The sequence below is a fragment of the Arenibacter hampyeongensis genome (assembly GCF_002909255.1).
Lineage (GTDB): Bacteria > Bacteroidota > Bacteroidia > Flavobacteriales > Flavobacteriaceae > Arenibacter > Arenibacter hampyeongensis.
Genome location: NZ_PIOB01000004.1, coordinates 153,553 through 180,514, shown reverse-complemented (window position 1 = coordinate 180,514; position 26,962 = coordinate 153,553). Strand labels below are relative to the sequence as shown.

Genomic DNA, 26,962 nt, shown 5'->3' with positions numbered 1-26,962 from the left:
GCTTTGTTAAAAGTCCTTGCCTGCTACCTAGGTAGCAGGCAAGGACTTTTGGATAAAGTAAATTTAGCTTACAACTCTAAAATCTAATAATCATGAAGAAATCACTAATTGAAGTCGGTATTTTATGCTTTACGCTTGTTGGGTATTCCCAAGATCCAGTTAAGGCAGTTAAGCTGGAAGGAGTAACCATCTCTCCTATTTTGAACCATTCCTATCGCAATGTGGTATATGTGGAAGCCACTCCTGATTTTGTCAAAAACTTACAGACTGAAGCAGCAGTCTATGATATCCGTAAAGACCCGGAATACTATAAAAGCCAATCTCCTTACGTAGTTTATTTCGCCCAAACCAATGGAAGTATTATAGCTACTTATGACCCGAATGGCAGAGTTATATCTACTTTGGAGAGGTTTAAAGATGTAACACCTCCCCAGCCTGTTCGAAATAGCGTTTATGTAAAATACCCTAATTGGACAATGGATAAAAATCGCTATATGGTTACTTACTATAAAGGCAAAAGGCCGATCAAAATTTATCAATTAAAACTAAGGAATGGTAATGTAAAAAAGAAACTGAAAGTTGATGCTGATGGCAAGATTTTGTAAATTGGTCTTTACCACTTATCTAGGATTCCGTTTATGCTTTTATATAGAAATACCGGCCACCTTCGTGTTATAATTCCGATCGGTATATACATTTTGTCTACGATTCAACATACTGTTGTTTCCTAAATTATTGTCTAATACTTGGGTTACTTTCCTTTTATCATTAAATTTAAGGGATGTTACCCATGTATTTGCTTAAATTCTAGTAAAACCACCACCACTTTAGCAGGAATATGTTCTTGATAAAGAGAGGATAATGTGGCATAACTACTATTTCCAATGGCCTAAATCCAGGATTGAATCATTGTTATTCTTTGTAAACTATAACACCGTTGTGTAGTTAAACTAACTTCACAATTAAAATTTGGTCAAATGGTGAAGGTCAAGTGGATTTATTTTAATTAAAATCGTAATACTATCAACAAATGAACAGTTTCCTTTGTTAATTACTTTAATGCATAGGGGTTTCATCTTTTTATAACACTTGCTATATTAGCAACACTTTGGAAAAAGCCCTAGAACATGTCAGATAACGCCCAATATACAGAAGATAACATTCGCTCATTAGACTGGAAGGAACATATCCGGATGCGTCCGGGAATGTACATTGGCAAATTGGGTGATGGATCCTCTGCAGATGACGGAATTTATATCCTCCTAAAAGAGGTAATAGATAACTGTATTGATGAATTTGTAATGGGAGCTGGCAAGACCATAGATATCGCTATTAAAGATAATGTGGTTAATGTACGGGATTATGGCCGTGGAATACCTTTGGGAAAAGTAGTGGACGTCGTATCCAAGATGAACACTGGCGGTAAATACGATTCAAGAGCTTTTAAAAAATCGGTAGGTTTAAATGGGGTTGGTACAAAAGCCGTAAACGCCTTATCCAGCTTTTTCAAAGTACAGTCCTCAAGGGACAATATGTTAAAAACCGCTGAATTCCAACAGGGGAACCTTGTTGCAGAAGTAGGCCCGGAAGATACCTCAAAGCGAAAAGGAACCAAAGTATCCTTTACCCCTGACGAAATAATCTTTAAAAAATACAAGTACAGAAACGAGTATGTGGAACGCATGCTCAAAAACTATGTTTATCTTAATCCGGGACTGACCATTATCTTCAATGGGGAGAAATTTTTCTCTGAAAATGGACTTAAGGATTTATTGGAAGACAATAATAGTCTGGACGATATGACCTACCCTATAATCCATTTGAAGGGCAACGATATCGAAATTGCCATTACCCACAGTAAAACGCAATACAGCGAAGAATACCATTCATTTGTAAACGGTCAGAATACAACACAAGGTGGAACACATCAAACGGCATTTAGGGAGGCCATAGTAAAGACGATAAGGGATTTTTACGGTAAAAATTATGACCCATCAGATATAAGAAAATCCATTATTTCTGCTATTGCCATAAAGGTGATGGAACCCGTTTTTGAGAGTCAGACCAAAACTAAATTGGGGTCAACGGATATGGGTGGCGATTTACCAACGGTGCGAACCTATATCAACGATTTTGTCGGTACCCAACTCAATAACTACCTTCATAAGAATCCTGACACTGCAGAGAAGCTTCAGCGCAAAATAATGCAGGCAGAGCGGGAGCGAAAGGAACTGTCCGGTATTCGAAAACTAGCAAAGGACAGGGCAAAAAAAGCCAATCTGCACAACAAAAAACTAAGGGATTGTAGAGTTCATTTGGCAGATTCAAAAAATGACCGCTGCTTGGAAAGCACTTTGTTTATAACTGAGGGAGATTCAGCTTCCGGATCTATCACAAAATCGCGCGACGTTAACACCCAAGCCGTTTTTAGTTTAAGGGGGAAACCTTTGAACTCTTACGGCATGTCCAAAAAAATTGTTTACGAAAACGAGGAGTTCAACCTGCTACAGGCCGCATTGAACATTGAGGAATCCATGGAGGATTTAAGATATAACAAAATCGTAATAGCAACGGATGCGGATGTTGACGGAATGCACATTAGGCTATTATTGATTACTTTCTTTCTTCAATTTTTCCCTGAGCTTATTAAGGAAAATCACTTATATATACTACAGACTCCATTGTTTAGGGTCCGAAATAAAAAAGACACCTATTACTGCTACAGTCATGAGGAAAAACTACAGGCCATAGAGAAGTTAACAGGAAAGCCCGAATTGACGAGATTCAAAGGTTTGGGCGAAATATCACCCGATGAATTTCAACATTTTATTGGTGAAGACATCAGATTGGAGCCGGTGATGTTGGACAAATCGATGCCTATAGAAACCATGTTGGAGTTCTATATGGGAAAAAACACCCCTGACCGGCAAGAATTTATTATTAACAACCTCAAGGTAGAGGTTGACTTAGTTGAAGAAAACCAATTATAAACCTGTCTGCCGGCAGGCAGGCCAAACTAATACGAATCTTTCTTTATGGAAGAGAATGAAGAACTGAACGAAGTGCCACAAGAAAATCAAGAAGAATCCAATGATGCCCTTACGAAAGTAACGGGCATGTATAAAGACTGGTTTTTAGATTATGCTTCCTATGTAATTTTAGAACGTGCTGTACCCGCAATCGAGGACGGATTTAAACCTGTTCAGCGAAGGATCATGCATGCACTAAAAGAGTTGGACGATGGTAGATATAACAAAGTAGCCAATGTTGTGGGCCACACCATGCAATACCACCCACATGGTGATGCCAGTATTGCAGATGCGATGGTGCAAATAGGCCAAAAAGATCTTTTAATAGACACCCAAGGTAACTGGGGGAACATTTTAACTGGGGACAGTGCAGCAGCTTCCCGTTACATAGAAGCCAGATTGACCAAGTTTGCCCTGGAAGTGGTCTTTAGTCCAAAAATCACTGAATGGCAGCAATCTTATGACGGCAGAAAAAAGGAACCTGTAAATCTACCTGTTAAATTCCCTCTCCTGCTGGCACAAGGTGCGGAGGGTATTGCTGTGGGACTCTCTACAAAAGTGCTTCCGCATAATTTCATAGAGCTTATAGAAGCCTCTATAAAACATCTGAAAGGACAGCGATTTACGATTTATCCCGACTTTCCAACTTCAGGGATTATAGATGTAAGCAATTACAACGACGGATTAAGAGGTGGAAAAATAAGAGTACGGGCCAAAATACAGCAGTTGGATAAAAACACCCTGGTGATCAAGGAGATACCTTATGGAACCAATACATCTTCTTTAATAGACTCGATCTTAAAAGCAAATGAAAAGGGGAAAATAAAAATCAAAAAAATAGAGGATAACACGGCCGCGGAGGTCGAAATTTTAGTGCATTTACCATCAGGCCTTTCGCCAGACAAGACTATAGACGCCCTTTACGCCTTTACCTCCTGTGAATCCTCCATATCTCCTTTAGGCTGTATTATCGAGGACAATAAACCGTTATTTATTGGGGTTACGGAAATGCTGCAACGTTCCACGGATTACACCGTGGAATTGCTCAAGGCAGAGTTGGAAATACAACTTGGAGAGCTGGAAGAGCAATGGCATTTTGCCTCCCTTGAGCGTATTTTTATTGAAAATAGAATCTATAGGGACATTGAAGAGGAAGAAACTTGGGAGGGTGTCATAGCAGCTATAGACCGGGGTCTTGCACCATTCACCAAACACCTAAAGAGGAAAGTTACCGAAGATGATATTGTTAGGCTTACGGAAATAAGGATCAAAAGAATCTCTAAATTTGATTTGGACAAGGCGCAACAGTATTTGGACAGTTTGGAGGATAAGATTGCTGAAGTAAAACATCATTTGGCAAACCTTATCGAATTTGCTATCAACTACTTCAAATCATTAAAGGAGAAATACGGAAAGGGCCGGGAACGAAAATCGGAAATCCGGGTATTTGACGATATCGAAGCAACTAAAGTAGTTATTAGAAACACTAAACTATATGTAAATCGGGAGGAAGGCTTTGTTGGAACTTCCTTGAAACGGGACGAATATGTAACGGATTGCAGCGACATAGATGATATTATTGTTTTTACCCAAGACGGCAAAATGATGATTGCCAAAGTGGATTCGAAGATATTCGTAGGCAAAAACATTATTCATGTAGCAGTCTTCAAGAAAAAGGACAAACGAACCATCTACAATATGATTTACAAGGATGGCAAGGGTGGACCTAGTTATATTAAGAGATTCCATGTTACGGGAGTTACCAGAGACAAACCTTACGACCTCTCTGCCGGGAAGCCACAATCCGAAGTATTGTATTTTTCTGCCAACCCCAATGGGGAGGCGGAAGTTATTACCGTTCTATTGAGGCAGGTAGGAAGTATTAAAAAATTAAAGTGGGATATTGATTTCGCAGACGTATTGATCAAAGGCAGGGCCTCAAAAGGCAACATTGTTACCAAATACTCCGTGAAACGAATTGAATTAAAGGAAAAAGGAGTTTCTACCCTTAAACCTAGAAAAATATGGTTCGATGAAATTGTCCGTAGATTGAATGTAGATGGTAGAGGGGAACTATTAGGAGAATTTAAGGGCGATGATATGCTGTTGGTGGTCACACAAAAAGGATTGGCCAAAACATTCATCCCCAACCTATCCACCCATTTTGATGATGATATGGTGGTTTTGGAAAAGTGGAATCCCAACAAACCCTTATCGGCAATTTACTACGAAGGGGAGAAGGACCGTTATTACGTAAAGCGCTTTTTAATCGAGAACGAAAACAAAGAGGAACTTTTTATTTCAGAACATCCAAAATCGTTCTTAGAACTGGCTTCCACAGACTGGAGACCAGTGGTTGAAATTGAATTTACAAAGCCAAGGGGTAAAGATGTAAAGCCTAATCAAATCGTTGATTTGGAGGGATTTATATCCATTAAGGGGATAAAAGCTTTAGGCAATCAGCTTACTTCGGATAAGGTGAAAAATATAAATTCCCTGGACCCACTCCCTTATGAGGAGCCTAAGGAAAGCGAAACAAACGAAATAGAGGTGGTAGATGAAGAAAATGTAGTATCAACGGATAAACCTAATTCCGATGGGTCCAAGACTATTGAAGAAGAACCCAATAAACTAAAGAATTCATCACAAGACGACGACGAAACACAGACAACGCTTTTTTAAATACCTTTTAAAATATTATTCCATATTGCGAATACATTGTTTTAGATTGTTATTTTCATTAATTAAAGGTTAATTGGGATAATTAATTGAGGATTCCTTTAGTAATGTCCTATATTTGCGAAAACGGATTTTTTTTATGGATTTTACCAACCCCCTGGTATATGGAGTACCCTGTTTTATTGCTTTTATCCTCTTAGAGCTTACCTATAGCAAGACACATGGCGATGATAAATTATATGACTGGAAAGATTTGGCGGCCAGTGGTTTTATGGGCGTTGGATCTGCCATTATTGCTCCTCTGATCAAGGTTGTATCCGCCATTGTAATATTCGAATTCACCTATGAATTATTCAACCCGGTTACAGACGGGATTAGAACCAACATTCTTGGATATACATCTTTTGGATATGCCTGGTATATTTGGCTTCTTTGTCAGTTAGCGGACGATTTTACCTACTACTGGTTTCACAGGGCAAATCATGAAGTCCGAATCTTATGGGCTGCCCACATAGTACATCATTCCTCAGACAACTTCAATTTGGGTACAGCGGTACGCAATGGATGGTTCACCATATTATATAAGCCCTTATTTTACATGTGGATGCCAGCAATTGGTTTTCCACCCGAGATGGTAGTGGTGTGCTTGGGAATAGAAGCCTTGTGGCAATTTCAACTGCATTCTGTTTATGTTCCCAAAATGGGATTCATTGAAAAAATCTTTAACACACATACCATGCATCAGGTACACCACGCACAAAATGTGGAATATTTGGACAAAAATCACGGTGGTTTTTTGAATATTTTTGACAAAATTTTTGGAACTTGGAAAGAGTTGGATGACGATATTGATGTTAAATACGGTGTAATTCACGCCCCAAACTCACACAATCCGGTAGTTATCCTAACACATGAATTCAAGGATATTTACCAAGATGTTAAGAAGTCGAAAAAACTTACCCATGCCTTGAAGTATATTTTCGGCCCTCCTGGATGGAGTCCGGATGGCAGCACACTTACGGTAAAACAGCAACAACGATTGTTTAGGGAGCAAAAGAACTCCAATCCCGAGATAGCCTTTAGCAGGCCCAATTAAAGATGGGCACTGTTTATAATCTTTTGTGCGCTATCTACACCTAAGGTTTTATATCCATTTCTTTTGGCAATTGAACCAAGAGTGTCACATTAATGGAAAACAGCCTCTGAAGACCCCTTTGGCTCCTCTATAACCTTATTATTTAAACGACAAAAGCCAACTTAAATAAGTTGGCTTTTGTCGTTATTGTTGAAATAGTTTTATTCTCCCATGGCTGCTGCTACTGCGGCAGACAACCTTTTGTAAGTACCATTCTGTAATCGTTCGCGAATAACCGAGAAAGCCTCCAAGGTTTCTGAAACGTCCTTTAAGGTATGTGTAGCTGTAGGTATCATTCTTAACAGAATCAGTCCCTTAGGAATTACAGGATATACTACAATAGAACAGAATATTCCAAAATTCTCCCTTAAATCCTTTACCAATGCCATGGCTTCCGGAATACTGCCATTAAGATAAACAGGCGTTACACAACTAGTGGTAGTACCTATATCAAAGCCTCTTTCCTTAAGCCCATTTTGCAATGCATTCACGTTTTCCCAAAGTTTGGCCTTAAGCTCTGGTTGGGTGCGTAGCATATCCAACCTCTTTAAAGCTCCCTTTACATAAATCATTGGCAATGATTTTGCGAACATTTGGGAACGCAAGTTATATTTTAGATAATCTATAATCTCTTTATCCGCTGCCAAAAAGGCCCCGATACCTGCCATAGATTTTGCAAAGGTTGCAAAATAAACATCTATATCATCCTGTATTCCCTGCTCCTCACCTGCCCCGGCCCCGGTTTCACCCAAAGTCCCAAAGCCATGTGCATCATCAACAAACAATCTGAAATTATACTTCTTCTTTAGGGCAACAATTTCCTTTAATTTGCCCTGTTCACCACGCATTCCAAAAACACCTTCGGATATCACCAATATACCCCCTCCGGTCTGATCGGCCATCTTAACAGCACGATCCAAATTTTTCTCAAGACTTTCAATATCGTTATGCTTAAAGGTAAAACGCTTACCCATATGTAATCGCACCCCATCTATAATACAGGCATGTGCATCCACATCATATACGATAATATCATCTTTGGAAACCAAAGCATCAATGGCAGAAACCATTCCTTGGTATCCAAAGTTCAACAAATAAGCAGATTCTTTTTTAACAAAAGTAGCAAGTTCCTGCTCCAACTGTTCGTGAAAATCTGTATGGCCACTCATCATTCTAGCTCCCATAGGAAAAGCAGCACCGTACTCCAAAGCTGCTTCACCATCTACCTTTTTTACTTCCGGCAAATTAGCCAATCCCAAGTAATCATTAATACTCCAAGTGATTACTTCCTTTCCCTGAAACTTCATCCTATTGGATATAGGGCCCTCTAATTTTGGAAATACAAAATATCCCTCTGCCTGGGAAGCCCATTTTCCTAAAGGACCTTTATTTTCGATAATTCTGTCAAATAAATCTCTCATCTAGCCTACATTGATTATTACTGCAAAAGTATATATTTTTAATATGCATATGCAACTTATTTAATACATAAAAAGCAACGACTTATGAACCGCTGCTTTTAATATCATAGGTTTTACATACTTCCTACTTTAGGAATTCTATTTTTTGTGGCTCTTCAACATTCTTGCTGTCAAAGAAACCTTGATCGGCCATCCATTGATCACTGTATATCTTGCTCATATACCTAGATCCATGATCGGGAAAAATAACTACCACATTACTATATTCATTAAACTCCCCCATTTCTTCCAATTGCCTAACCGCTTGCATTACCGCACCGCTAGTGTAACCAACAAAAAGTCCCTCGGTTCTGGATATCTCCCTAGCCATATGGGCGCTTTCTTCATCGGTAACCTTAATAAACTCATCTATAACATCGAAGTTGGTGGCAGTAGGTATCAGATTTTTACCCAAGCCTTCAATTCTGTATGGATAAATCTCCTTAGTATCAAACTCTCCGGTCTCATGGTACTTTTTAAGAACGGAGCCATAAGCATCCACTCCTATTACACGAATATTCGGATTTTGCTCCTTCAGATACTTCGCCGTACCTGAAATAGTACCTCCTGTACCACTACAGGCAACCAAATGGGTAATATGTCCATTGGTCTGTTTCCAAATTTCCGGTCCAGTACTTTTGTAATGGGCTTCGGAATTTAAATCATTAAAATATTGATTGATATATATGGATCCCTCCGTTTCCTCGTGCAATCTTTTGGCCACTTCATAATAGGACCTGGGATCATCGGCACTTACGTGCGCTGGACAAACATATACTTTGGCCCCCATAGACCTTAACATGTCTATTTTATCTTTGGAAGATTTTGAACTTACTGCCAAAATGCAATCATAACCTTTTATAATACTGATCATGGCGATGCTAAAACCTGTATTTCCCGAGGTAGTCTCTATAATGGTACTCCCCTTCTTTAATAAACCCTTGCGCTCCGCCTCTTCAATAATATAAAGGGCTATACGGTCTTTGGAAGAATGTCCTGGATTAAAGCCTTCAACCTTGGCGTAAAAATTGCCTTCAAGGTTGGCAGCTATTTTATTTAGTTTGATTAATGGGGTGTTTCCTACAAGTTCTAGGAGGTTGTTACAAGCGTTTATCTTTTGTTCCATAAACAATTTCTAGGTTTAGAACATATTGACATTATTGATTTATGCCAATATTGATAGGACAAAATTAGTCTTTTTTTTGGATTAACGAATTTTATGCTCCAAATCTAACAAAAATGCATATTCCTTGGCCACCTCTTTTAAGGACTCAAAACGCCCTGAAGCACCGCCATGGCCCGCATCCATATTAATATTGAATAGCAGCAAATTATTGTCCGTTTTATACTCTCTAAGTTTGGCGACCCATTTTGCCGGTTCAAAGTATTGCACTTGGGAATCATGCAATCCAGTTATAACCAAAATATTGGGTTGTATTTGCTGAGATACATTGTCGTATGGCGAATATGATTTCATATAATCATAATATACCTTTTCATTAGGATTGCCCCATTCATCGTACTCTCCGGTAGTTAAGGGGATGGTGTCGTCCAACATGGTGGTCAGCACATCCACAAAAGGAACGGCAGCAATAATACCGTTATATATTTCTGGGCATAGGTTAATTATAGCACCCATCAAAAGTCCCCCTGCGGAACCGCCGGATGCGTAAAGGTGTTCGGGACTTGTATAATTCCTTTCAATTAGAAATTTGGAACAATCAATAAAATCCGTAAATGTATTTATCTTCCTAAGCAATCTACCTTCTTCGTACCAAGCGCGTCCCAGGTATTCTCCCCCTCTGACATGGGCTATGGCATAAATAAAACCTCTGTCCAACAGACTCAGGCGTACTGTAGAAAAGTATGGATCTATGGTGTGACCATAAGACCCGTAGGCGTATTGTAACAACGGACTGGAACCGTCCAACCTGGTGTTCTTGTGATAGACCAGGGATATCGGGACTTTTTTACCATCTTTGGCGGTAGCCCAGATTCGTTCGGAAATATAGTTCTCCTTTTTAAAATTTCCTCCCAAAACCTCTTGTTCCTTTTTTATAACCTTCTCCTGAGTCCTCATGTTAAAATCAATGATGGAACTAGGAGTGGTCATGGAGTTATATCCATATCTAAGGACCTGTGTATCAAAATCTGGATTGGTGCCCACATAGGCCGTGTAGGTTTCATTGTCAAAGGGCAAATAATAGCTTTCACCGGTATCCCATCGCACAATTTTCAACTGATTTAGGCCATTTTCACGCTCGGACAAGACATAGTAATCATTAAACATTTCAATATCCTCAAGCAACACTTCTTCCCTATGTGGAATAAAGTCAACCCAGTTTTCGGATCCCGTTTTATCTTCAGGGGTCGTCATCAATTTAAAATTGGTTGCCCCGTCCATATTGGTCAGGATATAAAAATTGTCTTCGTAATGGGATAATGAATACTCCTGCCCTCTTACCCTTTTTGAAAAAACATGAAATTTCCCATTGGGGTCATCTGCCCTCAGTATTTGAAATTCAGATGTTAATGTACTGGAAGAACCAATAACAATAAATTCTTTGGATTTGGTTTTATAAACAAAGGTTGTAAAAGTTTCGTCCTCCTCATGGAAAACCAGTTCATCCTCTTTGGGAGATGTCCCCAAAATGTGTTTATAAATATTATTGGACCTTAAAGTCTTCGGATCCTTTTTAGTGTAAAATATGGTCTTATTGTCATTGGCCCAAACAGCACTTCCCGTTGTGTTCTCTATTTTGTCCGGATATACCTCCTTAGTGCGTAAATTCTTTATCTGAAGTGTATATTGCCTTCGTGAAACCGTATCCACCCCAAAGGCCGCAAGTTCGTTGTTGGGACTAATGGACAGCCCCCCCAAATTAAAATAGTCGAACCCTTCTGCCAAAATATTGCAGTTGAACATTATTTCCTCCGCAGCATCCTCCTTTTCAAACCTTCTCGCAAAAATTGGATATTCCTTTCCCACTTCATAACGCGTAGCATACCAATATCCATTATACTTATAGGGTACCGAAGAATCATCTTCCTTGATTCTGGATTTCATCTCGTGAAACAAGCTGTCCTTTAAGTCATTGGTGTGGGCTGTCAAGGCCTCGTAGTATGCATTTTCCTGTTCCAAAAAAGAAATTACCTCTGGATTTTCCCTTTCGTTCAACCAATAGTAATTGTCTATCCTAACATCATTGTGCTTTATTAATTGTTTCTCAATTTTTTTTGCACTTGGTGCTTTCAATTCCCGCTGCATGAGTTTAGATATTTTTAATAAGAATTCGCAAAAATAATATTTATATGCCACCGACCTGATTAATTATGTGCTTTATCCACAATAAAATCCTTAACCACTAAAAACAACTATATTTATAACGTTCACCTATTTTTTTTATGAATCCCAAGCATTTTAGTAATTTTGGGGGGTAGAACTATTTAAATCTATAATTATGTTTGGAGATATGATGGGCATGTTGGGGAAATTGAAAGAAACCCAGGAAAAAGTAAAAGCTACCAAAGAGAGAATGAATACAGTAATTCTAGATGAGCAATCTCCTGACGGTTTACTAAAAGTAAGTATTACTGCCAACAGGACCATAAAGTCCATTAACATAGATGATAGCCTATTAGGTGACAAGGAACAATTGGAAGATTTTCTGATCCTCACCGTGAACAAGGCTATTGAAAAAGCCACAACTATAAACGAAAACGAATTGGCTGCTGTTGCCAAGGAAGGCATGCCCAATATTCCGGGAATGGATTCGTTTTTGAAATAAATTTCAGTAAGTTTAGCACAGTCATTAAATCAAAACTGTTATTAATGAAGAATTTTTTCATATTACTCTTGTTACCATTTCTTGTTCATGCACAAAACAACGGTGTCGATACCCAAGAAACCGACTGGCTAACCGATTATAACAGTGCGCAAATAATGGCAAAGAAAACCAACTCCAACATCCTGATGTATTTTACTGGAAGTGATTGGTGCTCTCCATGTAAGGCCTTAAAGAAAGATTTGTTCGAGACCGAGCAATTTAAGGAAGTGGCAAAGGACTATGTACTTCTATATGTTGATCTTCCCCGAAAAAAAGAACGCCTTACTCCAGATGAAATGAAACAAAACAAGGAATTGTTATCACAGTGGAACAAAAAAGGCATTTTTCCACTTATAAGTTTGGTCAGTACTGAAGAAAAAGAGGTAGCCTCACTTTCGGGTTACGGCACTAAAGGAGATGTGGAAAAGTACATGGACTTTCTTAGGCGGAACAGAAAAATGTGATTTTGACCCCAACCAGTCTTTTTATTTTTTGCCAACCTATATTTATTCGGGCATACTAAATGCTTAATCCAAACTGGCACAAGCTCCTTATTCCCTATAGAAAAAGTCGAAATTTATTTTAGAAATCATTATAATTGTAGAGGCATGTGTTTTTTGCCATCTAACTTATTTATCCATTACAAACTTCACACTTATTATGACGGAAAATTATTTTAAAACCTATCCAGATAAAAATGGTTTTTTTAAAGAGTACGGTGGTGCCTTTATACCTCCCGTTCTTGAAGCGGAAATGAAAAAAATTACAGACGCTTATTATTCCATCAGCAAATCGCATAATTTTATTTCGGAACTTCGTAGCATTCGCAAACACTACCAAGGAAGGCCAACGCCTGTTTATTATTGCAACAGGCTGTCCGAAAAATACGGAGGAAGAATATATCTTAAGCGAGAAGATCTTAATCATACAGGAGCCCATAAACTAAACCATTGTATGGGAGAGGCGCTTTTAGCGAAACACTTGGGTAAAAAGAAATTAATTGCAGAAACTGGAGCCGGACAGCACGGTGTGGCATTGGCTACCGCAGCGGCCTATTTTGGATTGGAATGCGAAATCCATATGGGAGAAGTGGATATTGCCAAAGAACATCCCAATGTGGTCAGGATGAAAATCCTTGGCGCAAAAGTAGTACCGGTTTCCCATGGCCTAAAAACCTTGAAAGAGGCTGTGGATTCAGCCTTTGAAGCTTATTTAAAAGACCCCATAACAACAATTTATTGCATTGGCTCTGTAGTAGGGCCACACCCATTTCCCATGATGGTCCGTGATTTTCAACGTGTCGTGGGTATTGAAGCCAAGGAACAGTTTTTGGAAATGACCGGAGAATTACCGGATAAGGTAGTAGCCTGTGTTGGAGGCGGTAGTAATGCCATGGGGATATTCTCCTCCTTTCTGGATGAACCTGAATGCACCTTATACGGCGTAGAACCTGGAGGTCGTTCCATGGAATACGGTGAACATGCCGCTACTATGACCTTTGGTACACCAGGTGTAATTCATGGATTTAAATGTTATATGCTAAAAGATGAAAAGGGCGAACCGGGAGCCGTACATTCTGTAGCCAGCGGTTTGGATTACCCTGGGGTGGGTCCTGAACACAGTATGCTGAAGGATCTTAAAAAAGTAACCTATGAAGTTGTTTCTGACCAGGAAACTATAGACGCCTTTTATGAATTAAGTCGCTTGGAAGGTATTATCCCTGCATTGGAAAGTGCCCACGCAGTAGCCTACGCCCTAAAATTGGCACAGCAAAATCCGCAGTCCTCCATTTTGGTCAATCTTAGTGGTAGGGGCGATAAGGACATTGATTATGTTGTAGATACCTTTGGACTACCCGAAGTTGAAAAATAATTTTCAAAAACTTAAACATAAGGGTGTTTAAAAGTTATTTTTCCGAGTTTTTTGGCACCCTTTTTTATACTTAAATCTCAACTTTAAAAATACCAACTCTTACCCCTTCGGAATTTGCCGGGCCGAATCTCCTACTTGGTCTACATTCCGCACTGTCTCCCAGGTGCATGTTAAGACCCCCGGCCCAAAGACATGACAATTTTTAGATAAAAAATTCACATTTTTTTTGTGTAACTTTAAAAAAAGTTGCCTAGGCCATGCTAGAAATAAAAAAGGAATCGGATACCTCATATATCTTTAGTCTGCAATCTGAAAGTGGACAAACGCTACTTACAAGCGTCCCTTTTAACAGTAGAGCGGATATTGATAATACAATTGCCAAACTCAAGATTCTTGTTGGCCAATCTTCTGTTTTTGAACGCAAGACAGATTATAATGGGAAATTTCTCTTTACCATGAAGAATAGTGAAGGAAAAACAATTGGAAATTCCATGCTTTATAGTTCCGAGGCCGGAATGGAAAATGGCATAAAAAATCTTAAAACCAGTATTTCCTTATTACCAGATGCCATTGGCCTATAATTTGGGTAGTATATTCAACAAATACTCGTGCATATCGTCGGTATAGTCCATATGGGTAACCATTCGCAATTTATTTTGTCCCATTCCAATAATTTGAATATTCATTTTTTTCAGCTTACCCAGAAAACGTTCAGTAGTAATCTGCTTTTCGTCCAATTCGAAAATAATAATATTCGTTTCCGTGGGCTCAACCTTTTTAATGTAAGGCAGTCCCGATAGTACCCTACTAATTTCCGCAGCCTTTGCGTGGTCTTCCGCCAATCGATCCAGGTGATTGTCCAAGGCATATATTCCTGCTGCAGCAAGATATCCAGCTTGTCGCATCCCCCCTCCAAGCACCTTCCTTACCCTTAGTGCTTTGTCTATATTCTCCTTGTCCCCTACCAAAACGGAACCTACTGGACACCCCAGTCCTTTACTCAAACAAACACTGATGGTATGGAACAACTCCCCATATTCCAGGGGGGATTCATTTTTGGCGATTAGGGCATTCCAGATACGCGCTCCATCCAAGTGATATTTTAAATGATGCTTGTCGCACACCTTTCTTATAGCCCTTAATTCTTCCAAATCCCAACAGGCTCCCCCACCCTTATTGGTTGTATTTTCTATGCAAACAAGAGAAGTTAACGGACTGTGATAAAAGTCTGGAGGGTTTATGGCTTCCTCAACTTGACCAGCTGTCATCATTCCCCTATGGCCATCTACCAATCTGCAGGATACACCACTATTAAAACTTACCCCTCCCCCTTCGTAATTATATACATGGGCGTACTTATCACAAATTAATTGATCCCCAGGTTGGGTATGCAATTTTATGGCCGTTTGGTTGGCCATGGTGCCACTGGGAAAAAACAAAGCCGCTTCCATACCAAACAATTTGGCTATCTTTTCTTCCAACCTATTGACCGAAGGATCGTTTTTAAAAACATCGTCCCCCACCTCGGCTGTCATCATAGCCTGCAACATTACAGAGGTAGGTTTTGTGACGGTATCACTAATAAGATTTATATGCATAAAGGTTGAAAATTATATAGAACAAATGAATCAAGATTAACATCCTTATTAAACTGGGTTCTTAATTTATGTAAACGTATTAAACATTTTTCAAGTAGCTATTTTTTTCCTCTCATTTAATGTGATTTGACAATAATACCATTCCATTTTTTAAGTATGGATAATTCTCTGGCTAAAAAAACATAAATCGCCCGTAAGTAACTAAAATAAAGTAACTTGAAAAAAATATGCCTATGAACCCGGACGTAAAAAAACCCATATTTTCTTCGTACATCAACAATACGGCACTTTTTGATGAAGTTTTCAACATCAATGGAACAGCTAAAAATGTTTATCAAAAATTGTTCGAACTGTACGGGAATCACTCCATTCAAGACTATGTGCAGTTGAACAACAAGGCCAAATCCTCATTTTTTAACCAGGGAATCACTTTTCAGGTCTATGACAAAAAGGAGACACAGGAAAAAATATTTCCATTTGATCTTTTTCCAAGAATCATAGATGAAGATGAATGGGAAATTATTGAAAGGGGTGCTATCCAGCGTAGTAAAGCATTGAACCTGTTTTTATGGGATATATATCACGATAAAAAAATTATCAAAGATGGCGTAGTTCCTTTAGACCTTATAAGTTCCTCCGCAAACTATTTACATCAAATGATCGGTGTTGACCCACCAGGGGGAATTTACAATCATATATCGGGAACAGATGTAATAAAACATTCAGATGGCAATTATTATGTATTGGAAGATAATATTAGGTGTCCATCAGGTGTAAGTTATGTTATTTGCAACCGCACCGCCTTAAAAAGAGCCCTTTTTGGAGTTTTCAACCATTACAAGACCCATACCGTAACCAACTACGCGGAAAACCTGCTGGATATCCTGGAAAGTGTAAAACCAAAAGGGGTAGATGTCCCAAATTGTGTAGTGATCACACCGGGGATGTACAATTCTGCATTCTACGAACATTCCTATTTGGCAAAAGCTATGGGTGTGGAATTGGTAGAAGGTAGGGATTTATTTGTTGAGAACGATTTTGTGTATATGAAAACCATTCGTGGACCCATTAAGGTTGATGTGATTTACCGAAGAGTGGATGACCAATTTTTGGATCCCCTGGAATTTAGGGCCGATTCCTCATTGGGAGTACCAGGTCTGTTCGCGGCCTACATCAAAGGGAATGTTTGCTTGGCAAATGCACCAGGGACCGGTGTTGCTGATGATAAGGCCATTTACACATATATGCCACAAATCATAAAATATTATTTGGATGAGACTCCTATTCTCAACAATGTACATACCTACCATTGTAGCAGGCCCGACGAACTTAAGTACGTTTTGGAACACATCCACGAACTAGTGATAAAGCCTGTAGACGAAGCCGGGGGTTATGGAATTTCCATAGGCAATAGACTTACCAAGGCCGAAATAAAAGTGGTCCAAGAGGAAATAAAGCAAAATCCCAGGAAATACATTGCCCAGCCAATTATGTCCTTATCTGTACATCCCACTTATATAGATGACAGCGAGTCTTTTGAACAACGTCATGTAGATTTAAGGACCTTTACTCTTTTGGGAAACAAAAAGGAGTTTGTTCTCAAAGGCGGATTGTCCAGAGTAGCACTGAAAAAAGGTAATCTAATTGTAAATTCCTCCCAAGGAGGAGGCTCAAAAGATACCTGGGTATTAAAAAAATAAAAAAAACTTATGTTAGCTAGAGTTGCCAATAACCTTTTTTGGATGGGGCGTTATATTGAACGTTCAGAACATGTTGCCAGATACCTTAACGTAAATTATTTTTCATCCTTGGACGCTCCCAACGAACTGTCCCAATCCAGACAATTTGTACTGCGTTCCCTAATGTTCTTTGTAGGGGAACCGCTTAACGATAACTCCGTTATTCTCAAGGAAGAAGATATTTTGTACAATATTGGGTTAAATGGTGATATGCCCTATTCCATTATCAACAACGTAAAATATGCTCGTGAGAATGCCAATAGTGCAAGAGACCTTATTTCTACCGAACTGTACGAATCTATTAACAAATTTTACCATTTCGTAATCAATTATTCCATAGAGGATTTCACAAAAAAAGGTCTATACGATTTTACGGTAAACATTACGGAGATGACCGCTATTTTAAGAGGAAAAATAAGGGGCACCCTGTTGCACGATGATGTATATGCCATTATTTTGATGGGTATAAATATTGAAAGAGCCACACAAGTAATCCGGATCATTAATGCCAAATACAATGATGCCGTAAAGGCAAAAGGTAGTTATGGGGACAAAATTAGCCATAGTTTTGAATGGACCACCTTACTTAAATGTGTGGAATCTTATGATATGATGCGCAGATATTATAAGAAGGCCCCTACAAGCATCTCCACTTTGGAATTTTTAATATTAAATCCGGATTGTCCAAGATCTGTTATCAACAGCATCAATCAGGTCCACAAGCATATTAAAGATTTGGATGAATCCAAAACTCCAGATAAAAATTCCACCGCCTTTTTAATAAGTAAGGTCAAAGGGGAATATGAATTTAAATACGCCGAGGAAATTGAAGAGGATATTCAAGGCTTCATTGAAAAAATTCTCAATAATCTGGTCCAGATCAGCCTTAAAATGGAAAATGAATTTTTTAACTATTGATTTTTAATCCATTGGCTTACATTTGTGCCAACAACTTATTTACAATGTCATTTGAATATTCCGTTACTTATAGCGCTGAAAATAAATATGAGAATCCGGTGGAAAATGCCTCATGGCAATTTTTGATAGTTCCTGAAGACAATGATACACAAGAATTGATCAGTGTAGATATCAAAAATTCAATGCAAGCCAGAAGTGAGTTTTCACAAAATGGTTATGGTTTTCAGACCATAAGGATAAACACCAAGGAACGCCTCCAAAAAATAAATTTCAGTGTTTCTTTTAAACTAAAAAAATTAAGTTTCAATCCCTTTGATCAAATTCCGCTATTTGATATTGTTAGTAATTACGAGCTTGTACAAAGTTTGACTTTCAAGGTTGATTTTGAACCCTTTTTACGCCAGACCAAATATACAGTCCTCCCAGAAGGCACTGAAAATTTGTTTCTTTTTGATAGCAGTATCAGTATTTTTGAAAATCTGCAAAAGCTAAATAATTGGGTCTATAATTTTATACACTTCAATGCCGGGGTTACCCATGTGAATACCGTGTTGGATGAAATTATAAAAAAACCGGAAGGTGTTTGCCAGGATTTCACCCATTTATTCTGTGCTTTGTCAAAAGCAAATAATATTCCCGCGCGCTATGTCTCGGGATACCTGCACCAAGGCAATGGTTACTTTGGCGACTCTCAAATGCATGCTTGGGCAGAGGCATACATTCCGCAAGTTGGCTGGATAGGCTTTGATCCTACCAACCATCTGTTGGTCAATGACAACCATATTAAAGTAGCCCATGGGAAGGACTATAATGATTGCTCTCCTTTAAAAGGCGTTGTATATTCCCAAGGTGCCAATGAAACCGTTCATTCCGTGGAAGTGCAGGCCGAACAATAAATATCATTTCATATTTGATACATAATCAAAAAAAAGAATCCTATTTTTGGCTGAAAATAATTAGCATATGATAACTACGGACCATTATAAGAGTCTCATTGATCGCCTTGGTGCGTTAAGGAGGTATCTTTGACATAGATGCCAAGCTTGTAGAAATAGAAAACGAGGAAGAAAAAACCTTGGCTCCGGATTTTTGGAACCATCCACAGGAAGCACAAGAGCAGATGAAATTAATTCAATCCAAGAAACAATGGGTCGATGATTTTAATAGTGCTCAAAGTTTAGCGGCCGATCTGGAGATTTTTTTAGAATTTCAGAAAGAGGGTGAAATGTCCGAGGCCGATGTTGAAAGTCATTACGACAAGGCCGTTGATGCCTTGGAAAAATTGGAATTCAAAAATATGCTCTCGGCCGAGGGAGATGAACTTACGGCCATAATTCAAATTACTGCTGGTGCCGGAGGCACGGAAAGCTGTGATTGGGCATCCATGTTAATGCGGATGTATATGATGTGGAGCGAAAAGAATCGCTACAAGATAAAAGAACTCAATTATCAGGAAGGGGACGTGGCAGGAATAAAAACGGTAACCTTGGAAATAGAGGGCGACTTTAGCTTTGGTTGGCTTAAGGGCGAGAACGGGGTGCATAGACTAGTACGTATTTCCCCTTTCGACAGTAATGCCAAGCGCCATACTTCTTTTGCTTCCGTTTATGTTTATCCATTGGTGGACGACAGTATAGAAATAGATATAAATCCGGCAGATGTGGAGATTACTACTGCCAGATCAAGTGGTGCCGGAGGGCAGAATGTAAATAAGGTGGAAACCAAAGTTCAACTGACCCACAAACCTTCCGGAATACAGATTTCTTGTTCAGATTCCAGATCGCAACACGACAATAGGGCTACAGCCCTAAAAATGCTTAAGTCCCAATTGTACGAAATAGAATTGCGCAAGAAAATGGAGGCCCGTCAGGAAATTGAGTCCTCAAAAATGAAAATAGAATGGGGTTCACAGATTAGAAATTATGTAATGCACCCATATAAGTTGGTGAAAGACGTGCGTACAGGTGAAGAAACAGGAAACGTTGATGCAGTAATGGACGGCAATATTGATCAATTCTTAAAAGCTTATCTAATGATGATGGGACAAAAGGAAGAAATCTAGTTAAACGTTGCTCTTGGAACATTATAAAAAATGTTATTGGACTTGGGTCCGGAAATTTCAGGTTTCTCGCCAATTTTATTCAGTTTTGAACACACTGAAACCCTGTAAATTTTAGCTATGCAACTTAAAACCAAACATTATGATTAAAATATATCACAATCCCAGATGTGGAAAATCGAGGGAAGGATTGGCCATTTTGGAAAATTCTGGAAAGGAATTTGAAATTATCAAATATCTGGAGGAAGTACCTACCAAAAAGGAACTTGAATCCATTTTAAAAATATTAGGCATTTCGCCTAAGGATTTGGTACGCACCAATGAAGCCATTTGGAAAGAAAAATATAAAGGAAAATCATTGACGGATGGCGAAATAGTGGCTGCCATGATAGAAAACCCCAAATTAATAGAACGCCCGATCGTAATCCAAAATAAACAAGGGGTTATAGGCCGCCCTCCCGAAAAAATAAAGGATCTTTTGAATTAGCATCTAAGTTAAAATGATTTGAAAAAGGAACATTTATTATTATATTAAATACTTCCCAAAGGATCAAAGCAATTGCGGCCGCATAACGGCACAATTCTTGAAATATTCAATTTAACAAACATTTAACCCTTCTCGGTTAAACCATCTATTAATTTTGGAATCCCATAAAGCAGTTGACATTATGAAAACGAACAAGAAATTATTTTTAAGTGTTTTATTGATCGTATTATCATTTCCCTTCTTAAGTGCCCAATACGGGTACGGTAATGGTTATGGAAATGGATATGGATACGGAGGATATGGTAGGCAACGCAACAGTATTCCGCAAGCACAGGAAACGCCCAAAGAGCCGGAAAAATTAACCGCTGCGCAAATTGTAGATCAAGAAATGCCAAGCATTACAGAAAAATTGGGATTAAACCCCTTTGAAGAAGCTGTTTTGAGTACCACCTTAAAAAAATACCTGCAGGAACGTATAGAATTGCAGATACTGGAGCTACCTGCGGACAAGATGAGGGAAAGTTATGAGAAAATAACCCTAAAGCAGGATGAAGAACTTAAGGCCGGACTACCGGCAGATAAATATGAAGCCTTTGTAGAACTTCAGAAGAACGGTTTTAAAAAGGTTAAGGAAAAAAAGAAGAAGAAAAAGAACAAATCCAAAACATAGCAAATGAAAAAACTACTCCCAGTTACACTACTATTATTCACTTTAATAGGTTATACACAGGGGGGGCAAAGCCCTCAAGAACCCGTTAAAATAACTGGGACAGTTTTGGACCAAGAGACAGATCAACCCCTGGAATACGCCACTTTGGTACTACAAAGTGTAAGAAATCCAGAAAAAGTAACTGGCGGTATCACAGATGCCTCGGGAAAATTTGAAGTTGAGGCCGCTCCTGGCAACTACAACATTAGTGTTGAATATATCTCCTATAAATCCTATAAATTAAATAATCAAAGCTTAAGAACAGCGACCGATCTTGGAGTAATACACCTTGCCTTGGACGTTGCGCAATTGGCAGAAGTTGAGGTGGTAGGAGAACGGACTACGGTAGAATTAAGACTGGATAAAAAAGTCTACAATGTTGGTTCCGACCTTACAGTAAAAGGAGGCTCGGTAACCGATGTGCTTAGCAACGTTCCCTCTGTTTCTGTGGATGTGGAAGGTAATATTAGTCTTAGGGGAAATGAAAGTGTTAGGATCCTGATCAATGGCAAGCCATCTGCCCTATCGGGCTTGAGTCCAGAGGCGCTGCAACAATTGCCCGCGGATGCCATAGAAAAGGTAGAAGTAATAACCAACCCGTCGGCCAGATATGACGCAGAAGGTACGGCAGGTATCTTAAACATCATATTAAAACAAAGTAAGACTGCCGGACTCAACGGCTCGGTCAATGTTTATACCGGTCACCCCGAGACTTATGGCGGTGCGGTAAGCCTAAATTTGAGGCGAGATAATTTTAATATTTTTACCAATACCACTTATCGGTACCGCAGCGGTCCTGGAAATGCCCTGTTCAATCAAGAAAATTTTGACAGCAATGGAAATACCTTGAGTTTTCAGAATGAGATAAGGGAGTATCAAAGAAAGGACAAAAGCTTTAACACCAATGTTGGTTTTGAACTATTTTTTGATGAGAGCAGCAGCATCACCAACTCCTTTGTTTTTAGCAAATCCAATGGGGACAACACGGTTAATGTGGATTTTTCCAATTTCGATTCCAATATGGATCCGACCATTCAAAGAAACAGATATACGGTTGAAGACGAGTTTGAAGAAGAGGTACAATACTCTTTAAATTATCAAAAGAAATTTGAAAAAGAAGGACATACCCTTACTTTCGACTATCAATATTCCAAAGGTATTGATGATGAAAATTCTATAATTAAAGAGGTAATTCTGGTAGATAATATTGACTTGGATACCGAAAGGACCATAGATGCACAAACACAAATATCTCAATTGGTGCAAATGGATTATGTGCTTCCGTTTGGAAAAGATGATAAATCACAATTCGAAATTGGTTACCGTGGAACTTTTAATGACAACAACACCGATTTCGATTTTGGCCTCCAACAGCAGGATGGGAGCTTTAACAGCGACCCAAATTTCAGTAATGAATTAAATTATAAGGAATATGTAAATGCGGCATATACACAATTAGGAACAAAACTAGAAAAATTCAGCATTCTTGGAGGTCTGCGTATGGAGGCCTCGGACATTGAAATAGAATTGGTAAACACAAACGACATCACTAAAAAGAATTATGTCAACTGGTTTCCATCCATATTCTTAGGATATGAATTTTCCGAGAAAGAGCAAGTAACCTTAAGCTATAGCAAAAGACTTAGAAGACCCTGGTCCAGATTTATAAACCCGTTTCCTTCCAGATCCAGTAACACCAATCTATTTCAGGGAAACCCGGATTTAGACCCCACTTTTACAGATGCATATGATCTTGGGTATTTAAAAAGATGGGATAAATTCACTTTTACAACATCCGGATACTTTAATAGATCTACGGAAGTATTTCAGTTTGTTTCCAGGGAGACAGGTGACTTTGTTACCATAGAAAATCCGGACGACCCACAAAATCCAATTGTTGTACCCGTACAGGTACGTAGCCCAATAAATTTAGCTACTGAAGATCGTTATGGCATGGAGTTCACCACAACTTATACCCCTAAAAGAAATTGGAGATTAACATGGAATGTAAATGCTTTTCAAAGGGATTTACAGGGGGATTTTACCTATATCAACAGTCAAAACGAAGAAATAGTTCAAAATTTTGATGCCAATAACTTCTCATGGTTTACGCGTTTTAGTGCCAAAATACCTTTGCCCGGAAAAATCGACTTTCAGACCAACTTCTTTTATATGGGCCCTTCCAAGGATGCCCAAAACACGAGCAAGGGCATGTTGAGTTCTGATCTTGGTTTAAGTAAGGATATCCTAAAGGACAAAGGCTCCCTAACCTTAAACGTAGGTGATATATTTAATACCAGAAAACGTAGAAGCGACACCAGGACCGAGAATGTAGCTACCTACAGTGAATTTCAATGGCGTCAAAGGCAAATAACCTTAACCTTTCAATATAGATTCAATCAACCCCAAAACAAAAATGATAGAAGCAGACAAGGAAGAAGCGGCGGAGGTGAGGATATGGATTTTGAAGGATAAGAATTGAAATAGCCCATAAAAAAAGGGAACCCATGGGTTCCCTTTTTTTATATATGTCCTAATCCTATTCGTTACGCTTAGCCTTTTTAGCAGCACGTTTCTCCTTAAAGATTTCAAGTAGAGCACCACCTATCCAATAAGGCACAACAAATGTCAACAGAAAAATCATCAACCAAAAACCGATGGTTAAGATGGTCAAAAATGCTAAAAACCCTAGATATTGGTCAAAATCGAACATGATTGGTGTGTTTTTTTTAATTCTGGTACAAAGATATCAAAATCTAAGTAATTATTCCAAGGGCTATTAAAAATAATTTACACTTTTAAAGCTTAAACTTCCGGGTCAGTACTTGTAGCGGTTCACATCAATGGTACTATTCAACTCTTATACCATTGGCACTTTACCTTTGACCGATTTATTTTAAGTTGTCCAATATAAAATCCAGAGTCCTATTCTTATTGCAATTTTCTCTAAAAGCCAGATTGGTATGGGTCAAATCATTTGCCAGGCCCAGATCCTTTAATCGGTTAATAGTCGCTTCGGATTCCAAGGTAACCTTACCTGTCAACAAAGTATCCATAGACAATCCATTCTTGTGTCGTTTGTAGATTTTTTTCAATCCACTTAAATACAATCGATCTTTAGTAAATCCGCCACCTCTATGGACGCGCATAGTAATGGTAAAGGCTTTATTTCTATCCAACTTGTACTGCCCGTGTAGCATATCGAAGGTGTCCGAAAAACTATATCCTTTAATTAGACTATCGGAAGCCAAGACCCTGTAAGCCAACTCCTTTAATCTATTTAAGGTAAGTGCTCCGCTCATATATTCGCTAAAAACTGCCAAACCCTCTTGGGTTTCAACATTTTTAGGAAAACCATTCGAAAAAACTTTAAGAGGTTGCAAAGTGCCGTTGTATGTGGTTACCAAATGGACTCCTATCTCGTGATTGGCAAGGGTAAGTAATTGGTTCCTACTAAAAATGGCATTTTTTTTAATTAGGAGTGATTGGGTGTTATTGCTGACCATGGCATCCGCGGCAATACTATTGGAGAATGAAATATTTAAGGGAAAATTATATTGCTGTGCAAACTCCTCAAAATATGACTTGGCGTCCTCAGGAGAATATGTTTTTTCCATATCCCTTGTATCGGGTTCGTCACCTATATGAAGAATAAACCTGGCATTCTGAACATCCTTTTCGGTAGGAGTACCGTAAACCCTTAAAGAATTATAATAAAACTTTTTACCCTGACCAATGGTTTCTATACATTGTATCATGTTGGCATAGTAATAAACCACCTCCTGATAAAATTTCTTTATCTGTTCATCCTTGATCCGCTCCAATCGCTGGGAGAAGAACAGTCTATGTAATTTATAGGGGTCAAACTGAATTTTTTTGTACTTAAATATGGGCTCTTCAACATATTTGGAAGAAAAAAATCGATTTTTTTCCTTTTCAATATTTAACGGATTTAAATAGGTTAGCAATTCAATTTTCTTTACCAAACGGTCTAGGTTGGCATCTATTTCAAATACATTGGGAAACTGTTGTATAACCTGCTTGCCCATTTCTTCCTTTAACATTATAATTCTATTTATTATTGTACCCCATCAAGACTATCCCAATTTCGATTTATAGTGCAGCTTCCCTACCGATTTAGCTACCACTACGGCCACCATAGCATCTCCAGTTACGTTTATAACCGTTCTGGCCATATCCAATGGCCGGTCTACCGCAAAGATCAAGGCGAGACCTACAGCCAACTTATCGCTTGGAAACCCTATGGACTCCAAAACAATGACCAGCATAACCATTCCAGCCCCTGGTACCGCCGCAGACCCTATAGAGGCCAATAAAGCGGTTAGTACTATCATTAATTGGTCGGTGATCTCTAAATGATGCCCCAAGGCTTGGGAAATAAAAACGGCCGCCACTCCTTGATAAAGACTGGTCCCGTCCATATTTATGGTTGCCCCCACAGGAAGTACAAAACTTGACACTTCCTTGTCCACTCCCAGATGATTTTCTACCCTTTCCATTGTCACCGGAAGAGTTGCCGCACTGGAGCTGGTGGAGAACGCCAAAAGTTGGGCAGGACTGATGGCTTTTAAAAACCAAATTGGATTTTTCCCTGTTACCAACAACAATACAGAACAATAAAAAACTATCATTAGCAAAAGCCCTAAAATAACCACACCCGCATATTTAACCAATGCCAACAATAAATCAGTATCTCCAGAACTTACCACTACATTCGCCAAAAGGGCAAATACTGCCAAAGGGGCGGTCAACATAATTAAATCAACCATTTTCAATACTGCTTCATTAAGGGAGTCAAAAAGGCTCTTTAAGGGTTTTGCCTGGGCCTCTCCTATCAACAACATGGATACCCCAAGGAAAATTGAGAAAAATATCACTTGGAGCATTAATTTATTATCACTCATGGCGCTAAAAGCGTTATCGGGCACCATGTCTATTAAAAATTGTAAAGGGGCCGATTCCTTTTGCAAGGAAGCTTCCTCTATTTTGGATTGTACACCCTGCCTACCAGAGTATTCATTGCTAATCCTATCAACGGTCGCTTGGGAGATTCCTTTCCCAGGTGAAAAAATATTGACCAGCACAAGACCTATAATAATGGCCATTATGGTGGTGCTGATAAATAGGGTAACGGAACGGAGACCTATTGTTTTAAATTTGGCAATATCCTTTAGGTCTGAAATTCCCTTTATTATCGAGGCCAATATTAAAGGAATCGCAATAAGTTTCAATAGGTTGATAAAGATAACGCCAAAAGGGTTTATCCAATTTTGGATAAATATCTTACCTCCGGATACATTCAGCATTAATACCCCAAAAAGCAGCCCTAAAAGCATACCGATTAGGATTCGCCAGTGCAAGGCAGGTTTTTTCATAACTTCAAATAAGAATGCGCTAAATTATGGGAACAATCAATTGAATTTACAAAC

Annotated in this window: 22 protein-coding genes; 15 read left to right on the top strand and 7 right to left on the bottom strand. The window is 38.8% G+C overall.

What is annotated here, in order from left to right; translation table 11 throughout:
- Positions 1 to 92: 92 nt before the first annotated feature.
- From CWD91_RS11575 to CWD91_RS11560, 4 genes are all read left to right on the top strand, one after another.
- Positions 93 to 605 (top strand): hypothetical protein, encoded by a 513-nt coding sequence (locus tag CWD91_RS11575; protein WP_103441118.1) that lies wholly within the window; start codon positions 93 to 95, stop codon positions 603 to 605.
- A 522-nt stretch (positions 606 to 1,127) separates the two neighbouring features.
- The gene (locus CWD91_RS11570; RefSeq protein ID WP_103441117.1) at positions 1,128 to 2,990 is read left to right on the top strand and encodes a DNA topoisomerase IV subunit B; all 1,863 of its coding nucleotides are present in this window, start codon (positions 1,128 to 1,130) and stop codon (positions 2,988 to 2,990) included.
- 45 nt (positions 2,991 to 3,035) lie between these two features.
- The gene (locus CWD91_RS11565) at positions 3,036 to 5,711 is read left to right on the top strand and encodes a DNA gyrase/topoisomerase IV subunit A (protein WP_103441116.1); all 2,676 of its coding nucleotides are present in this window, start codon (positions 3,036 to 3,038) and stop codon (positions 5,709 to 5,711) included.
- Positions 5,712 to 5,847: 136 nt separating this feature from the next.
- The gene (locus CWD91_RS11560; protein ID WP_103441115.1) at positions 5,848 to 6,804 is read left to right on the top strand and encodes a sterol desaturase family protein; all 957 of its coding nucleotides are present in this window, start codon (positions 5,848 to 5,850) and stop codon (positions 6,802 to 6,804) included.
- 200 nt (positions 6,805 to 7,004) lie between these two features.
- On the opposite strand, the gene CWD91_RS11555 is transcribed toward CWD91_RS11560, so the two are convergent.
- The 3 genes from CWD91_RS11555 to CWD91_RS11545 all read right to left on the bottom strand — a co-directional run bounded on the left by CWD91_RS11555 (position 7,005) and on the right by CWD91_RS11545 (position 11,571).
- Complete coding sequence (locus tag CWD91_RS11555; RefSeq protein ID WP_103441114.1) at positions 7,005 to 8,264, bottom strand: aminotransferase class I/II-fold pyridoxal phosphate-dependent enzyme; 1,260 nt, start codon at positions 8,262 to 8,264, stop codon at positions 7,005 to 7,007.
- Positions 8,265 to 8,388: 124 nt separating this feature from the next.
- Entirely contained in the window at positions 8,389 to 9,429 is a 1,041-nt protein-coding gene (locus CWD91_RS11550; protein ID WP_103441113.1) for a PLP-dependent cysteine synthase family protein, read from the bottom strand.
- Between the two features lie 81 nt (positions 9,430 to 9,510).
- The gene (locus CWD91_RS11545) at positions 9,511 to 11,571 is read right to left on the bottom strand and encodes a S9 family peptidase (RefSeq protein WP_103441112.1); all 2,061 of its coding nucleotides are present in this window, start codon (positions 11,569 to 11,571) and stop codon (positions 9,511 to 9,513) included.
- Between the two features lie 193 nt (positions 11,572 to 11,764).
- On the opposite strand from CWD91_RS11545, the gene CWD91_RS11540 reads away from it, so the two are divergent.
- The 4 genes from CWD91_RS11540 to CWD91_RS11525 all read left to right on the top strand — a co-directional run bounded on the left by CWD91_RS11540 (position 11,765) and on the right by CWD91_RS11525 (position 14,583).
- Positions 11,765 to 12,091, top strand: a complete 327-nt coding sequence (locus CWD91_RS11540) for a YbaB/EbfC family nucleoid-associated protein (RefSeq protein ID WP_103441111.1) — start codon at positions 11,765 to 11,767, stop codon at positions 12,089 to 12,091.
- 44 nt (positions 12,092 to 12,135) lie between these two features.
- Positions 12,136 to 12,594 (top strand): thioredoxin family protein, encoded by a 459-nt coding sequence (locus tag CWD91_RS11535; RefSeq protein ID WP_103441110.1) that lies wholly within the window; start codon positions 12,136 to 12,138, stop codon positions 12,592 to 12,594.
- Between the two features lie 196 nt (positions 12,595 to 12,790).
- Positions 12,791 to 14,002: a tryptophan synthase subunit beta gene (gene trpB, locus CWD91_RS11530; protein WP_103441109.1), complete on the top strand. Its 1,212-nt coding sequence runs from the start codon at positions 12,791 to 12,793 to the stop codon at positions 14,000 to 14,002.
- Positions 14,003 to 14,259: 257 nt separating this feature from the next.
- Positions 14,260 to 14,583, top strand: a complete 324-nt coding sequence (locus tag CWD91_RS11525) for a YegP family protein (RefSeq protein WP_103441108.1) — start codon at positions 14,260 to 14,262, stop codon at positions 14,581 to 14,583.
- Here CWD91_RS11525 and CWD91_RS11520 read toward each other — a convergent pair.
- A complete protein-coding gene (locus CWD91_RS11520) occupies positions 14,578 to 15,600 on the bottom strand; it encodes a threonine aldolase family protein (RefSeq protein ID WP_103441107.1) in 1,023 nt (340 codons plus the stop codon). The two genes, CWD91_RS11525 and CWD91_RS11520, sit on opposite strands and share 6 nt — an antisense overlap.
- Before the next feature lie 233 nt (positions 15,601 to 15,833).
- Between CWD91_RS11520 and CWD91_RS11515 the strand changes: the two genes are divergently transcribed.
- From CWD91_RS11515 to CWD91_RS11485, 7 genes are all read left to right on the top strand, one after another.
- Positions 15,834 to 17,300, top strand: coding sequence for a circularly permuted type 2 ATP-grasp protein (locus CWD91_RS11515; protein ID WP_103441106.1), 1,467 nt, complete (start codon positions 15,834 to 15,836; stop codon positions 17,298 to 17,300).
- Between the two features lie 9 nt (positions 17,301 to 17,309).
- Positions 17,310 to 18,257, top strand: coding sequence for an alpha-E domain-containing protein (locus CWD91_RS11510; RefSeq protein WP_103441105.1), 948 nt, complete (start codon positions 17,310 to 17,312; stop codon positions 18,255 to 18,257).
- A 44-nt stretch (positions 18,258 to 18,301) separates the two neighbouring features.
- Positions 18,302 to 19,153 carry a transglutaminase-like domain-containing protein gene (locus CWD91_RS11505; RefSeq protein WP_103441104.1) on the top strand — a complete coding sequence of 284 codons (852 nt, stop codon included), beginning with the start codon at positions 18,302 to 18,304 and terminating at the stop codon, positions 19,151 to 19,153.
- 67 nt (positions 19,154 to 19,220) lie between these two features.
- Positions 19,221 to 20,319, top strand: a protein-coding gene (prfB, locus tag CWD91_RS11500; protein ID WP_157943771.1) for a peptide chain release factor 2 whose coding sequence is annotated in 2 segments (ribosomal slippage) — positions 19,221 to 19,283 and positions 19,285 to 20,319 — 1,098 coding nt in all. Because the reading frame shifts where the segments join, the coding sequence is not laid out codon by codon here.
- A 139-nt stretch (positions 20,320 to 20,458) separates the two neighbouring features.
- Positions 20,459 to 20,803, top strand: coding sequence for an arsenate reductase (glutaredoxin) (gene arsC, locus CWD91_RS11495; protein ID WP_103441103.1), 345 nt, complete (start codon positions 20,459 to 20,461; stop codon positions 20,801 to 20,803).
- Between the two features lie 181 nt (positions 20,804 to 20,984).
- Positions 20,985 to 21,473, top strand: a complete 489-nt coding sequence (locus CWD91_RS11490) for a hypothetical protein (RefSeq protein ID WP_103441102.1) — start codon at positions 20,985 to 20,987, stop codon at positions 21,471 to 21,473.
- A 3-nt stretch (positions 21,474 to 21,476) separates the two neighbouring features.
- Positions 21,477 to 23,987, top strand: coding sequence for a TonB-dependent receptor domain-containing protein (locus CWD91_RS11485; RefSeq protein WP_103441101.1), 2,511 nt, complete (start codon positions 21,477 to 21,479; stop codon positions 23,985 to 23,987).
- A 64-nt stretch (positions 23,988 to 24,051) separates the two neighbouring features.
- Here CWD91_RS11485 and CWD91_RS22810 read toward each other — a convergent pair whose 3' ends face one another.
- The 3 genes from CWD91_RS22810 to CWD91_RS11475 all read right to left on the bottom strand — a co-directional run bounded on the left by CWD91_RS22810 (position 24,052) and on the right by CWD91_RS11475 (position 26,908).
- Positions 24,052 to 24,225, bottom strand: a complete 174-nt coding sequence (locus CWD91_RS22810; RefSeq protein WP_192877662.1) for a hypothetical protein — start codon at positions 24,223 to 24,225, stop codon at positions 24,052 to 24,054.
- A 178-nt stretch (positions 24,226 to 24,403) separates the two neighbouring features.
- Positions 24,404 to 25,576 (bottom strand): flavohemoglobin expression-modulating QEGLA motif protein, encoded by a 1,173-nt coding sequence (locus CWD91_RS11480; RefSeq protein WP_239985752.1) that lies wholly within the window; start codon positions 25,574 to 25,576, stop codon positions 24,404 to 24,406.
- A gap of 33 nt (positions 25,577 to 25,609) precedes the next feature.
- A complete protein-coding gene (locus CWD91_RS11475; protein ID WP_103441100.1) occupies positions 25,610 to 26,908 on the bottom strand; it encodes a dicarboxylate/amino acid:cation symporter in 1,299 nt (432 codons plus the stop codon).
- Positions 26,909 to 26,962: the final 54 nt, after the last annotated feature.

Excerpts from the sequence above, each read along its gene's own strand:
- arsC (WP_103441103.1), top strand. The coding sequence starts at position 20,459 with ATGATTAAAATATATCACAATCCCAGATGTGGAAAATCGAGGGAAGGA.
- CWD91_RS11510 (WP_103441105.1), top strand. The coding sequence starts at position 17,310 with ATGTTAGCTAGAGTTGCCAATAACCTTTTTTGGATGGGGCGTTATATT.
- CWD91_RS11480 (WP_239985752.1), bottom strand. The coding sequence starts at position 25,576 with ATGTTAAAGGAAGAAATGGGCAAGCAGGTTATACAACAGTTTCCCAAT.
- CWD91_RS11485 (WP_103441101.1), top strand. The coding sequence starts at position 21,477 with ATGAAAAAACTACTCCCAGTTACACTACTATTATTCACTTTAATAGGT.
- CWD91_RS11560 (WP_103441115.1), top strand. The coding sequence starts at position 5,848 with ATGGATTTTACCAACCCCCTGGTATATGGAGTACCCTGTTTTATTGCT.
- CWD91_RS11570 (WP_103441117.1), top strand. The coding sequence starts at position 1,128 with ATGTCAGATAACGCCCAATATACAGAAGATAACATTCGCTCATTAGAC.
- CWD91_RS11545 (WP_103441112.1), bottom strand. The coding sequence starts at position 11,571 with ATGCAGCGGGAATTGAAAGCACCAAGTGCAAAAAAAATTGAGAAACAA.
- CWD91_RS11520 (WP_103441107.1), bottom strand. The coding sequence starts at position 15,600 with ATGCATATAAATCTTATTAGTGATACCGTCACAAAACCTACCTCTGTA.
- CWD91_RS11525 (WP_103441108.1), top strand. The coding sequence starts at position 14,260 with ATGCTAGAAATAAAAAAGGAATCGGATACCTCATATATCTTTAGTCTG.
- CWD91_RS11490 (WP_103441102.1), top strand. The coding sequence starts at position 20,985 with ATGAAAACGAACAAGAAATTATTTTTAAGTGTTTTATTGATCGTATTA.
- CWD91_RS11475 (WP_103441100.1), bottom strand. The coding sequence starts at position 26,908 with ATGAAAAAACCTGCCTTGCACTGGCGAATCCTAATCGGTATGCTTTTA.
- trpB (WP_103441109.1), top strand. The coding sequence starts at position 12,791 with ATGACGGAAAATTATTTTAAAACCTATCCAGATAAAAATGGTTTTTTT.
- CWD91_RS11550 (WP_103441113.1), bottom strand. The coding sequence starts at position 9,429 with ATGGAACAAAAGATAAACGCTTGTAACAACCTCCTAGAACTTGTAGGA.
- CWD91_RS11565 (WP_103441116.1), top strand. The coding sequence starts at position 3,036 with ATGGAAGAGAATGAAGAACTGAACGAAGTGCCACAAGAAAATCAAGAA.
- CWD91_RS11555 (WP_103441114.1), bottom strand. The coding sequence starts at position 8,264 with ATGAGAGATTTATTTGACAGAATTATCGAAAATAAAGGTCCTTTAGGA.
- CWD91_RS11515 (WP_103441106.1), top strand. The coding sequence starts at position 15,834 with ATGAACCCGGACGTAAAAAAACCCATATTTTCTTCGTACATCAACAAT.
- CWD91_RS11535 (WP_103441110.1), top strand. The coding sequence starts at position 12,136 with ATGAAGAATTTTTTCATATTACTCTTGTTACCATTTCTTGTTCATGCA.
- CWD91_RS11505 (WP_103441104.1), top strand. The coding sequence starts at position 18,302 with ATGTCATTTGAATATTCCGTTACTTATAGCGCTGAAAATAAATATGAG.
- CWD91_RS11575 (WP_103441118.1), top strand. The coding sequence starts at position 93 with ATGAAGAAATCACTAATTGAAGTCGGTATTTTATGCTTTACGCTTGTT.
- CWD91_RS11540 (WP_103441111.1), top strand. The coding sequence starts at position 11,765 with ATGTTTGGAGATATGATGGGCATGTTGGGGAAATTGAAAGAAACCCAG.
- CWD91_RS22810 (WP_192877662.1), bottom strand. The coding sequence starts at position 24,225 with ATGTTCGATTTTGACCAATATCTAGGGTTTTTAGCATTTTTGACCATC.